Source organism: Actinomyces sp. Z5 (assembly GCF_003287795.1).
GTDB classification, from domain to species: domain Bacteria; phylum Actinomycetota; class Actinomycetes; order Actinomycetales; family Actinomycetaceae; genus Actinomyces; species Actinomyces glycerinitolerans.
Window position 1 is genome coordinate 1 of sequence record NZ_QMIN01000104.1, and the last position, 12,147, is coordinate 12,147.

Genomic DNA, 12,147 nt, shown 5'->3' on the forward strand with positions numbered 1-12,147 from the left:
TCACCCCCAACAACCCACGAACTGTCACCGATGTCCTGACACAGAACTGTCACCGATGTCCTGAGACATAACAACGACGGTTCGGCACCTACGGGTACGAACCGTCACGCCGAAGTACGAAGCGTCGAAGCAAAGGTACGAACCGTCAGCCAGATAGCCCCGTGAAGCGCGCCTAGCTCATCCGAGACGTGTCACAGCGGGAGCCACAACCAGGTGACGCAGCCCAGAACCGCTGCTCCAGGGCGCAGCGCGTATCAGCGGAGGCGGGCGCGGCGACCAGCTCCTCGGACACGCTGATCCCGGGCGCAGCGCGTATCAGCCGACGGCGTTGCGCTCGGCGATCTCGACGACGTTGGCCAGCAGCAGGGCGCGCGTCATCGGGCCGACTCCCCCGGGGTTCGGGGACAGCCAGGCGGCGATCTGGTCGACGCCGTCGGCGACGTCGCCCATGATCCGTCCCTTGCCGGTCTCCGGATTGACGACGCGGGAGACGCCCACATCCAGTACTACCGCCCCGGGCGCGACCATGTCGGCCGTGACGATGCCGGCCGAGCCGGCGGCGGCGATGACGACGTCGGCGCGGCGCACATGCGCGGCCAGGTCGCGGGTGCCGGTGTGGCAGACGTCGACGGTGGCGTTGACGTCCTTGCGCATCAGCAGCAGGCCGATGGAGCGGCCCACGGTGACGCCGCGGCCGATGACGCACACGTTCTTGCCGGCCAGGTCGATGCCGTGGCGGGTGATCAGCTCGATGCAGGCGCGCGGCGTGCACGGCAGCGGCGAGGTGATCGGACCGGTGCCGCGCAGCACCAGGCGGCCGAGGTTGGTGGGGTGCAGGCCGTCGGCGTCCTTGTCGGGGTCGACGCGTTCCAGGATGGCGTTGGTGTCGATGCCGGCGGGCAGCGGCAGCTGGACGATGTAACCGGTGCAGGCGGGGTCGCCGTTGAGGCGGTCAACGGCCGCCTCGATCTCCGCCTGCGTGGCGGTGGCGGGCAGGTCCACGCGGATGGACTCGATGCCGACTTCGGCACAGTCGGCGTGCTTGCCGGCCACGTACTTGACACTGCCGGGATCCTCACCGACCAGCACCGTGCCCAGACCCGGGGTGATGCCGCGCTCACGCAGGGCGGCCACGCGCTCGGCCAGTTCGGCCTTGAGCGCCGCGGCGGTGGCCTTGCCGTCCAGGACGCGGGCGGCGCCCGTCCACGGGGCCCTCACTGGGCCAGCCCCGGGTAGAGCGGGAAGGCGTCGGTGAGCGTGCGCACGCGTCCGCGCAGGGAGGCGAGCAGCTCGTCGTCGGCCTTGCCGGCCGCACCCGCCACCAGGGCGGTGGCGATGATGTCGGCGACCTCGGTGAACTCGGTGGGGCCGAAGCCGCGGGTGGCCAGGGCCGGCGTGCCGATGCGCAGGCCGGAGGTGACGCGCGGCGGGCGCGGGTCGAAGGGGACGGCGTTGCGGTTGACGGTGATGCCGGCGTCGTGCAGCAGGTCCTCCGCCTGCTGGCCGTCCAGGGCGGAGTCACGCAGGTCCACCAGCACCAGGTGGACGTCGGTGCCGCCGGTGACCAGCTTGATGCCGGCGGCGGCGACGTCGTCGGCGAGCAGCCGCTGGGCGAGGATCGAGGCACCCTCAAGGGTGCGGGCTTGACGGTCCTTGAACTCGTCGGTGCCGGCGATCTTCATGGCGACGGCCTTGGCGGCGATCACGTGCATGAGCGGGCCGCCCTGCTGACCGGGGAAGACGGCGGAGTTGAGCTTCTTGCCCCACTGCTCGGCGCGGTTGGTCAGCAGCATGCCGGAGCGAGGGCCGCCGAGGGTCTTGTGGACGGTGGTGGACACGACGTCGGACCACGGCAGCGGGGAGGGGTGCAGGCCGGCGGCGACCAGCCCGGCGAAATGGGCCATGTCGGTCCACAGGGCGGCACCGACCTCATCGGCGATGGAGCGGAAGGCCTCGAAGTCGAGGTGGCGGGGGTAGGCGGACCAGCCGGCGATGATCACGCGGGGGCGCTCGCGCAGGGCAGCCTCGCGCACCTGCTCCATCTCGATGCGGTGCGTGGTCTCGTCCACGCCGTAGGCGGTGGCGTGGTAGTTCTTGCCGGAGAAGTTGATCTTCATGCCGTGCGTGAGGTGACCGCCGTGGGCGAGCGACAGGCCGAGGATGGTGTCGCCGCCGTTGGCCAGGGCGTGCAGGACGGCGGCGTTGGCCTGGGCGCCGGAGTGCGGCTGGACGTTGGCCCACTCGGCGTTGAAGACGGCCTTGGCGCGCTCGATGGCCAGGGATTCGGCGACGTCGACCACCTCGCAGCCGCCGTAGTAGCGGCGCCCGGGGTAGCCCTCGGCGTACTTGTTGGTCAGCACGCTCCCCTGTGCCTGGAGGACGGCGCGGGGCACGAAGTTCTCCGAGGCGATCATCTCCAGGGTGCCACGCTGGCGGGCGAGCTCGTCGTCGAGGACCTTGGCGATCTCCGGGTCGAGGTCGGCCAGGGGTTGGTTGTTGAGGGCGGTGCGGGCGGTGGCCGCGGAGTCGGTCATGGTTCTCCTGATGTGTGCGCGGCGCGGGCCGCGCGTTGGCGTCGACCTCGGCCCAGGCGGGCGACCAGGTTCTCCGTTGCTGCGTCCCGGAGCCACCGCAGGGTGCGGGCGGACCCGTGACGTGCCGCCGCTCCCCGGTGGTGACCACCTTTTCGCCAGTCGCGACGACGGCCCCATGCTAGCGCCGACGACGCGGCGGGGCCAGGTGGGAGCGGGGCGACTCCATGCTGCCTAGCCAGGCACCCGCGAACACAAGTAACAACTAAGTGGCAGCTCACCCGTTACGGCACCTCCACCGTCTCCGCAGATCTACTGTCAAGCATCCCCTTAGACAAAGGAGTCCCGTGGCACTCTCCGTGCGCGCCCGGTACGTGTGGGCAAAGTCCGGATACGACCCCGACAGCCGTGTATGGCTGCCGCTGTGGCTGCACCTGTTGGACAGTGCGGCCGTGGCCGACCACCTGGCGCGCAACTGGCTGGCGCCGACCGTCCAGGATCTCATTGACCGCGAGTTCGCCGGATCCGATTCCGCCCTCTCCCCCGTCGACGAGTTCTGTCTGCTGGCTTCCTGGATCGCAGGTGTCCACGACATTGGCAAGTGTTCGCCGGCGTTCTCCGACAAGGTAAAGCACCTCGACGATCGAATGCGAGAGGTCGGCCTAAAGCACGAAACACTCGACGCTAACGACCGCCGCAATATGCCGCACGGGCTGGCTGGGCACGTCGTCCTCCAGCGCTGGCTCCGTATGGAGTATGCCGCTAACCGGAGCGGCAGCATGGCGCTGGCGTCTGTTGTAGGGGCCCATCACGGCATCCCGCCTACAAGAGCCGACGTCACCACCGAATACGCGCTCCACGCCCACCTGCTCGGTGATGAGCCCTGGGATGGTACACGCCGTGAGCTGCTGGATTTCGTAACCAACATTACCGGTGCCGCTCCCCTGCTAGGCGCTTGGAGCCGCCGCAAGTGGTCCCAACCGTTCCTCGTTGAATTGTCCGGTCTGGTCATCGTGGCCGACTGGATCGCTTCAACGGAGGACTATTTCCCGCTGCTTCCCTTGGACGACGACGGCACCACCCTGCTCGCACCCGGCGCCCATGCTGCCCGTGTTCAGCGGGGCCTGTCGCTGCTGGAGATCCCGACGCCGTGGCACCCGCGCGACACCGGCACCGATGCCGACTCGCTGCTGACGCAGCGGTTCAAGCTGCCCGACGGCGCGTGCGCCACCGATGTTCAGGCACATGCGCTCGATGCCGCCCGCACCATGGAACTCCCCGGGATCCTGGTTGTTGAAGACTCCACCGGTGGGGGCAAGACCGAGTCGGCACTCATGGCCGCCGAGGTGCTTGCCGCTCGCACCGGACGCTCGGGCATCCTCTTCGCTCTGCCGACCCAGGCAACTACCGACGCCATGTTCTCCCGCGAATTGGACTGGCTGGATGCCGTCGAGCAGGCATACGCCGACGACGGCGCTCCCTCGGACTTCGCCGTGCAGCTGATTCACGGTCGCGCCCGCCTGAATGAGGAGGCACGGGAGCTACGACGCCGCGGTTACCAACTGCGTGACCGGTTGTTCGGGTCTCTCGGCGGCGAGCAGGCGGACGGTCCCCGGCCGACGGGAATTGGCTGGGACGAAGAGGAGGCACGCAGCAAGAAACCTCTCGATGCAGCAGGGCGGCGCGCGGCGGACGTGGCCATCATGGCGTGGTTCAGTGGGCGGAAGAAATCGATGCTGTCGGACTTCGTCGTCACCACCGTGGACCATCTACTGTTCGGCGCGATGCGCTCGCCCCATCTGGCGATGCGCCACCTGGGCCTGTCCCGCAAGGTAGTTGTGGTGGATGAGGTGCATTCCTACTCGACCTACATGAACGCCTACCTTGACCGGGCGCTGACATGGCTGGCCGCCTACGGCGTGCCGGTGGTGCTGCTATCCGCGACACTGTCGGAAGCACGCTGCACGGCGATGGTTGATGCATACCGCCGCGGCCTGCTGCTGTCCAGTGGACAGCGGCTCAGCGAACACTCCGCCCCCGAGACGATCAATACGCCTTTCCCGTGCTTGGTTGCTGCCGGTCGCGAATCCACCAAGATCATCCCGGTTACCTCCGCGGGACGTCACTCCACCGTCCAGATCCGACAGCTCGGCAAAGACGGTTTGCTACCACTGCTGGAGGACAAGCTCGCAGACGGCGGCTGTGCCCTAATCGTCCGCAACACCGTCGGGCGGGCTCAGGAGACCTATGAGGCACTGCGAGAGCACTTCGGCGAAGATGTCACCCTTAACCATGGCCGCTTCACCATCGGTGATCGCCTTACCAAGGACGCCGACTTACTTCATCGGTTTGGTCCGCCGCGCAGCCATCCCGAACGCCCGCACCGGGCTATCGTCGTCGCCACGCAAGTGGTGGAGCAGTCGCTTGACGTCGATTTCGACCTGCTCGTCACCGACCTTGCTCCCGTCGACCTGGTACTTCAGCGCATGGGCCGACTGCACCGCCACACCCGCCCGCGTCCGCCCCGGCTCACTACGCCCACCTGCTACATAGATTGGCTTCCGACGACGGGTTCAAGCGAACCTTCGCTTGAACCCGGAGCTGCAACGATCTATGGCGGGCACGACATGCTGCTCAGCGCCGCCGCCTTACGCGGCGTCGTCGACGGCAGCGGAGTCGTGACGGTGCCCGACGACGTCCACGGGCTGATCGAAGCCGTATATGGAGATGGCGCCAACGTGCCGCCAGCGTGGCAGGACGCGCTCGCGCAAGCGCGCGACGCCTACGCGCAAGAGCTCGAGAAGAAGCGGAACGCCGCGCGGGCGTTCCTCTTGGAAGAACCCGAGCGCAGTGGCGAGTCCGCTTCTTTGATCGACTGGCTTCACACTACGGCGTCGGACAGTGAGGAGACCGGGCGTGCACAGGTCCGCGACGGTGAGGACTCGTTGGAAGTCATCCTGCTTGAGCTGCATCGGGAAGGCGGGCAGGAGGAGCTGCGGACGCTGGCACACGCGCCCGGAGCTCCGGGGGCTTTGATTCCAACGGACCAGGTTCCCGGCCGTGACCTTGTACGGGCCATGGTGATGTCTGCCGTACGGCTGCCGGCCGGTATTACCAGGGGCGACAAGATGGACCAGGCGATTGATGAGCTTGAGATTCGTGTCGTACCCGCGTGGCAGGCTGATCCACAGCTCCGGGGGCAGCTCTTCCTCCTCCTTGAGGATGGCCGGGCACAGCTGGCCGGAACCACCCTCGAATACTCATCCACCACCGGGCTAAAGGAGGTCCGCGACGCATGACAGCAAGCTTCAATCTTCTCGACGAGCCCTGGATCAGGGTGACCCGACTCGACGGCACACCCGCTGAGGTCTCTCTCCTCGCCCTCTTCCGCGATGCAGAAAGCATTGAGGGAATCCACGGCGAGATCGCCAGTCAGGACATGGCGATTCTGCGTCTACTCCTGGCCATCTGCCACCGCGCCATGGACGGCCCGAAGGATCTGGACGCGTGGGAGGAGTACTGGGATGAGCCGGGAAGGCTCGGGACGGACGCCGCCGCTTATCTGGAGCGCTTCCGGGACCGATTCGACCTGCGCGACCCCGAGCGGCCGTTCTTTCAAGTTGCCGGGATTCACTCGGCTTCGGGCAAGATCTCGGGCTTGGAGTCCCTCATCGTGGACGTCCCCAATGGCAATCCCTTCTTCACCACCCGCATCGCCGAGGGCCTGGATTCCATCAGTTGGGCGGAGGCCGCGAGGTGGCTGGTACACGTCCACGCCTACGACCCCTCAGGTATTCGGTCCGGCGCCGTTGGCGACCCGCAAGTTAAGAACGGAAAGGGCTACCCGATCGGTCCGGGGTGGACCGGGCAGATCGGCGCCGTAGCTGTGACTGGAGAGAACCTGGAGCGCACGCTGCTGCTCAACACCGTAGTCTGCAAAGAGGTACACGGCCTACACGATGTCGACCCGGAGTTCGACCTCGCCCCGTGGGAACGATATCCCGATGGCCCGGCAGGTACGCCGGCACTGGAACCAACCGGCCCGGTCTCCTGCTACACATGGCAGACGCGACGCGTCCTGCTGCACGGTGAGGACGACTCGGTAACCGGACTGTTTCTTGGAAACGGGGACAAGGCCACCCCGCAGAACCGCTTCCCCGTTGAGCCCATGACCGCGTGGCGCTTCTCCGAGCCACAGACCAAGAAGCTCGAGGCCCCCGTCTACATGCCGCGCAAACTGCCGACGGATCGAGCCTTCTGGCGGGGTTTGTCCTCGCTGATCGCGCAACTCAGCCCCTCGCTGACAGTTAAGGGCGCGGGAGAGGTGACCAGATTTATGCCTCCCGGCGTGGTGGACTTCTACCAGGGTCTCATGATGTATGAAATCGTTCCATTGTCGGGCCTCATACCATTGCACGCCACCGGCATCGAGTATGGCGCGCAAGAAGCCGTGGTCTCCGAACTGGTTGATGACACCCTGGTGCTACCGGCGAAACTGCTCGATCCCAAGGAAACGCGCCTGCTTGCCGTGGTCCGGGACGCCATGGAGCAGACCGAGCAGGTGGCCGGCGCGCTACGCAACCTCGCCGCAAATCTAGACCGCGCCGGTGGCGGCAGCCCGGATACGGCATCGGCGGCTCGCGACCGTGCCAGCACCGCCTTCTACCAGGTGATAGACGAAGAGTTCCCCCGCTGGCTCGCTTCCCTGGCGGAAATCGACCCGACAGCGGGGCGCGAGCAATGGCAGACCCTCCTACGGTCGGAGGCCTGGCGCCAGCAGGACGCACTCGCTTCCGCAGCACCGTACACGGCCTTCGCCGGTCGGGGCGAGGGAACGGGACGCATGGACGTCAGCCGCGCTCTGGTCTTCTTCCGCGCCGCCCTCAACAAGATCATCCCTCCGCCCGATAGCGAAGATGCGCCCAACAATGAAGAAAAGAGGACAGTTGCATGACGCAGCCAGAAGCCGATGCTCCCACAGGGCCCCAGAGCACAGCACCGCCGCAAAAACCGAAACGCAGGCTAAAGGCAGATGTCGGGCAGCTCGTGGATAAGCGCCTAGGTGGGAAGAATGGTCTGCAGGCCCGCTACCTGCGCAATGAATCTCAGGGGCGCGCCGACGTTGCCGCCCTACGCAAGGCCGCAAACCGAGCCCCCGGGGAGCTGCCCGAGGTCTGGTCGTTGACCGCTGTGCCTGTAGCGTCCAGTGCCGGAGACGCTCCCACATGGGGAGAGCTCGCAGTGCACACCGCCATGGCCCTGTATGCCGTGCACCAGCAGTCGCGGACCGAGGGCATGTTCCAGCCCGGAGTCGGCCTTGGCCAAGCAGCACGGGATTTAATCGGTACGCGCGACCAGGAGAACCCTTCCGCGCGTGCACGGTTCAACGCCCTGGTTACTTCCACAACCGTCAATGAGCTACGCCATCATCTGCGGAGTTTCGTCTCCCAGCTGCGCGCCCACCGCATCCCCCTGGATCACGCCATGCTCGCCGATGACTTGGTTGATTTCCAACGTCCAGGAGGTGCCAAGGATGTCCGGCTGCGGTGGTCCCGCCAGTACGGCCGGCTCACTGCCTCCGACGGCTCCACGTCATCTACCGGCACAACAGCTGTCGATTCCGCATCCGATTCCGCCCCCACACCTTCAACCCCGGAGAACTGAAATGAGCACCTACGTCGACCTCCACATCATCCAGAACCTGCCGCCGTCCTGCGTCAACCGCGACGACTCCGGCTCCCCCAAATCCGCGGCCTACGGTGGGGTACGCCGCCTGAGGGTATCCAGCCAGTCCTGGAAGCGGGCCACGCGCCTGTACTTCAACGAGCTCCTGGACGCGTCCGACGTCGGCGTTCGCACCAAGCGCGTCGTAGAACTGCTGGCGAACAAGATCGCGGCTGAGGCGCCCGACCTCGCCGAGTCCGCCCTCGCGCTGGCTGAGGACGTATTCAAGGCAACCAAGATCAAGGTCTCGGCACCCCGAGGCAAGAAGGATGCTCCGCAGGAATCCGGTTACTTACTGTTCCTCTCAACGAGTCAGGTCGCGCGACTGGCAGAGCTCGCCATAGCCGCCGCCCGCAGCGGAGGCAAGGTTGACGCCAAAGAAGTCAAGAAGATCTTCAAGGAAGCTCATGCGGTGGACGTGTCGCTGTTCGGCCGTATGGTCGCCGACGATACGGATCTCAACGTAGACGCCGCCTGCCAGGTCGCGCACGCGATCTCCACCCACGCCGCCGAGAACGAGTATGACTTCTTCACTGCCGTCGACGACGCGAAGTCCCGTTCCGAGGAGGAGGACGCCGGCGCCGGCATGATGGGCACAGTCGAGTTCTCCTCGGCAACGATGTACCGCTACGCCACCGTCAACTTCGACCTGCTCGCCGAGAACCTTGGCAACACTGACGCCGCGCTGCGCGCTCTCGAAGTCTTCGTAAAGGGTTTCTGCCTATCCATGCCCACCGGGAAGCAGAACACCTTCGCCAACCGGACCGTGCCCGAGGCAATCGTCATCTCTGTCCGGGATGACCAGCCGGTGTCGCTGGTGGGTGCGTTCGAGCAGCCCGTACGCACCGATGAGACTCATGGCTATCTGGGGCGCTCTATCGAGGCGCTGGCGGAGCATGCGCGCGCGGTGGAAAACACCTACGGCCTACGCCCCCTAGCGAGCTTTGTCGTCTCCCTGAAGGACTCCGACGCCGTTGCGTCCTTGGGCGAGCGGGTCTCCTTCGCAGATCTGTCCGGCCGCCTGCGGGAGACCGTGGCGGCACGCGTGGCCGACGAGGAGCAGGCCTGATGGCGGTTCTCCTGCTACGACTTGCGGGCCCGATGCAGGCGTGGGGGGTGAAGTCAAGGTTCACCGTTCGGGCCACGGAACTCGCCCCCACCAAGAGCGGAGTGATCGGCATGCTCGCCTCCGCGGTAGGACGACGGCGGACAGATCCGATCGAGGATCTGCTGAAGCTCCGCTTCGGCGTCCGCAAGGACCAGCCCGGCACCGTGATCCGCGACTTTCACACCGCTCGCTCACTCGACGGCAAGGATTCCATGCCACTGTCGGAGCGCTACTACCTCACCGACGCCGTATTCCTGGCCGGGATCGAGGGAGACGATGCACTCCTTCAGGGGCTAGACGAGGCAGTCAAGCACCCCGTCTTCCCCCTGTACCTGGGCAGACGCTCATGCCCACCGACGCAGCCCGTGTCATTGGGGCTGCGCGATGCGTCGCTTTACGACGCACTCAGGGAGGAACCGTGGCTGGCCTCGCCGTGGTTCCGGCAACGCCGTCGACACTCGGCTTTCAACGCCGAATTACTGCTGGACCGGGATGCCGTTCCCGACGATGCACACACGGGTGCTCTCCGTGGAAGCCGCGATGTTCCGATGTCCTTCGATCCGCGCCGTCGCGAGTACGGGTTCCGTCAAGTAGAACGGCTGGAGGTACCGATGACGGCACCCACCGATGAGCCATCTTCATCAGTGGATACCCACGATCCGATGGCCGATGTTGAGGAGGCCGCGCAGTGTTCCTGACGAAGATTGACCTTGATCCGTCCCGTCGCCTCGCCCGCAAGTACCTGGGCTCGCCGCAGATCATGCACGCCGTCGTCATGAAGGCTGCGGGAGAGGATACTGGGGACGGCGCAGGCAGGGTGCTGTGGCGGGTGGACCCCGGAGCAAGTACTTCGCTCTACTTGCTTACCCCCTCGGAGCCCGACTGCACGCAGATTGTATCCGACGCCGGCGTTCATGATTCGCAGGCCCGAACTCTCGACTACTCGCCGTTTCTGAACCAGCTGGACACCGGCCAGCTGTGGGCGTTCCGTCTGGCTGCCAACCCCTCGCGTTCGGTCGCTCAGGGCCCCGGCAAACGCGGAAAGCGGTACGGCCACGTGACCGTTGAGCAGCAACGTCAGTGGTTGATAAACCGCACTCCCAACTACGGATTCGAGCTTGTCCCCACCGAAGGGGACGACGACGAAGCAGCGCAGTCCGTCGTCGTTGTCCGCCGAGAACGTCCAATCTTCAACCGCCAGCGGCCCGACGCCGAAGTGCGCGACCGAGTCACGATCAACCGGACCGTTTATGAAGGTGTTCTACGTGTGGCGGATCCGGAGAAGCTCCGCCAGGCGTTAGTGGCAGGGATCGGGCGCTCAAAGGCGTATGGGTGTGGGCTCATGACCCTCGCACGAGTGGGACGGCGCTGAACCATGGCCCGGATGCTGCCGGTTCCCGTGACTGCGCTCCCCCGCGTGCAGGATCGTATGACATTCCTCTATGTGGAGCACTGCGTGGTGCATCGCGAAGACGGAGCGCTTACTGCTCGCAATGACCAAGGCACTGTCAGGGTCCCGGCAGCCTCACTGATCGCGGTGCTTTTGGGCCCCGGAACCTCAGTGAGCCACCAGGCTATGTGTCTGCTGGGCGAGTGTGGAACGACCGCCGTCTGGGTCGGAGAACGAGGTGTGCGTTACTACGCACATGGACGCTCGCTGGCCACGTCAACCCGCTTGTTGGAGGAACAAGCGGCCAGAGTCTCCTCGCCACAGAAACGTCTGCGGGTCGCCCGCGAAATGTACTGCATGCGCTTCCACGGCGAGGATGTTAGCGGCCTCACCATGCAGCAGCTGCGCGGTCGAGAAGGCGCCCGCGTGCGCGAAATCTACCGGGAGAACTCGCGCAGGACCGGCGTTCCCTGGACCCGCCGGGACTACCGACCCGACGACTTCGAGGCCTCGGATCCGATCAACCAGGCGCTTTCCGCCGCACACGCTGCCCTGTACGGGGTAGTGCACGGAGTAATTGTTTCGCTGGGTTGTTCGCCCGGCTTGGGCTTCGTACATACCGGGCACGAGCGTTCCTTCGTGTACGACATCGCTGACCTCTACAAGGCGGAGACGACGATCCCCATGGCCTTCGATGTCGTTGCCGAGGGCATGGAAGATCTGAGCGGCACTACCAGGCGCCGAGTGCGCGACAAGGTGTTCGAGCTACGCGTCATCGAACGTGCTGTCAAGGACATCCGTGGCCTACTCGGCGTCGAGGAAGAGGATGATCTGAGCGTCAACGTGGTCTCCCTGTGGGATTACCAGCGGCGACTAGTTGCAGGTGGCGCGAACTATTCGGAAGAGGATGCAGGCGGATGGTAGTGCTGATTCTTTCGGCCTCACCCGCATCACTACGGGGCGCCATAACGCGCTGGCTGCTCGAGGTGAGCCCGGGTGTGTTCGTCGGGCATCTGTCCGCCCGGGTGCGCGAACAGTTGTGGGAGCTCGTCAGGGCGTACATCGGCGATGGTCGGGCACTGCTCATCTGGTCTGCACGCTCCGAGCAGCACTTCGAGATCGCCTCCCTCGGTCACGACCGCGATCCGGTCGATATTGAGGGCTGCATCGTGATGCGCACACCGTATCGGCAGATCGAAGGGGCCAAGTCGATTCCCGGCGCGATAAAGCCCGCCAAGGAATCATGGTCGATTGCAGCCCGACGCCGCCGCTTCCGCAATTCGACGGAGCGGGCACTAGGTCAGCAGTAAAGGAATCACGTGTAGTGTTTGCTGCAGCGCCGTTGGGATTCCAAGGATCCGCAAGTGTCGACCCCGCGCGAGCGGGGATGATCC

Annotated in this window: 10 protein-coding genes; 8 read left to right on the forward strand and 2 right to left on the reverse strand. The window is 65.8% G+C overall.

Annotated features, from left to right (window positions below):
* Positions 1–315: 315 nt before the first annotated feature.
* Both DRB06_RS14000 and glyA read right to left on the reverse strand, forming a co-directional pair.
* Entirely contained in the window at positions 316–1,218 is a 903-nt protein-coding gene (locus tag DRB06_RS14000; protein WP_111820275.1) for a bifunctional methylenetetrahydrofolate dehydrogenase/methenyltetrahydrofolate cyclohydrolase, read from the reverse strand.
* Positions 1,215–2,534, reverse strand: coding sequence for a serine hydroxymethyltransferase (gene glyA / locus DRB06_RS14005; protein WP_073327452.1), 1,320 nt, complete (start codon positions 2,532–2,534; stop codon positions 1,215–1,217). The genes DRB06_RS14000 and glyA overlap by 4 nt, the downstream gene beginning before the upstream one ends.
* A 371-nt stretch (positions 2,535–2,905) precedes the next feature.
* Here glyA and cas3 point away from each other — a divergent pair, with 371 nt between their 5' ends.
* The 8 genes from cas3 to cas2e all read left to right on the forward strand — a co-directional run bounded on the left by cas3 (position 2,906) and on the right by cas2e (position 12,063).
* Entirely contained in the window at positions 2,906–5,830 is a 2,925-nt protein-coding gene (gene cas3 / locus DRB06_RS14010) for a CRISPR-associated helicase Cas3' (RefSeq protein ID WP_258522277.1), read from the forward strand.
* The gene (gene casA, locus DRB06_RS14015; protein ID WP_111820277.1) at positions 5,827–7,485 is read left to right on the forward strand and encodes a type I-E CRISPR-associated protein Cse1/CasA; all 1,659 of its coding nucleotides are present in this window, start codon (positions 5,827–5,829) and stop codon (positions 7,483–7,485) included. The genes cas3 and casA overlap by 4 nt, the downstream gene beginning before the upstream one ends.
* A gap of 92 nt (positions 7,486–7,577) precedes the next feature.
* Positions 7,578–8,195 (forward strand): type I-E CRISPR-associated protein Cse2/CasB, encoded by a 618-nt coding sequence (gene casB / locus DRB06_RS14020; RefSeq protein WP_234416094.1) that lies wholly within the window; start codon positions 7,578–7,580, stop codon positions 8,193–8,195.
* A 1-nt stretch (position 8,196) separates the two neighbouring features.
* Positions 8,197–9,324 (forward strand): type I-E CRISPR-associated protein Cas7/Cse4/CasC, encoded by a 1,128-nt coding sequence (cas7e, locus tag DRB06_RS14025; RefSeq protein ID WP_092612015.1) that lies wholly within the window; start codon positions 8,197–8,199, stop codon positions 9,322–9,324.
* Entirely contained in the window at positions 9,324–10,061 is a 738-nt protein-coding gene (gene cas5e / locus DRB06_RS14030) for a type I-E CRISPR-associated protein Cas5/CasD (protein ID WP_092612012.1), read from the forward strand. Before cas7e ends, cas5e begins: the two co-directional genes overlap by 1 nt.
* A complete protein-coding gene (gene cas6e, locus DRB06_RS14035) occupies positions 10,052–10,735 on the forward strand; it encodes a type I-E CRISPR-associated protein Cas6/Cse3/CasE (protein ID WP_108966300.1) in 684 nt (227 codons plus the stop codon). Before cas5e ends, cas6e begins: the two co-directional genes overlap by 10 nt.
* A 3-nt stretch (positions 10,736–10,738) precedes the next feature.
* A complete protein-coding gene (gene cas1e / locus DRB06_RS14040; protein ID WP_108966298.1) occupies positions 10,739–11,677 on the forward strand; it encodes a type I-E CRISPR-associated endonuclease Cas1e in 939 nt (312 codons plus the stop codon).
* A complete protein-coding gene (gene cas2e, locus DRB06_RS14045) occupies positions 11,671–12,063 on the forward strand; it encodes a type I-E CRISPR-associated endoribonuclease Cas2e (RefSeq protein WP_108966296.1) in 393 nt (130 codons plus the stop codon). Before cas1e ends, cas2e begins: the two co-directional genes overlap by 7 nt.
* The last annotated feature ends 84 nt before the right edge of the window (positions 12,064–12,147 follow it).

Coding starts and splice junctions, on each gene's coding strand:
- casA (WP_111820277.1), top strand. CDS start 5,827: ATGACAGCAAGCTTCAATCTTCTCGACGAGCCCTGGATCAGGGTGACC.
- glyA (WP_073327452.1), bottom strand. CDS start 2,534: ATGACCGACTCCGCGGCCACCGCCCGCACCGCCCTCAACAACCAACCC.
- cas5e (WP_092612012.1), top strand. CDS start 9,324: ATGGCGGTTCTCCTGCTACGACTTGCGGGCCCGATGCAGGCGTGGGGG.
- cas2e (WP_108966296.1), top strand. CDS start 11,671: ATGGTAGTGCTGATTCTTTCGGCCTCACCCGCATCACTACGGGGCGCC.
- cas7e (WP_092612015.1), top strand. CDS start 8,197: ATGAGCACCTACGTCGACCTCCACATCATCCAGAACCTGCCGCCGTCC.
- cas1e (WP_108966298.1), top strand. CDS start 10,739: ATGGCCCGGATGCTGCCGGTTCCCGTGACTGCGCTCCCCCGCGTGCAG.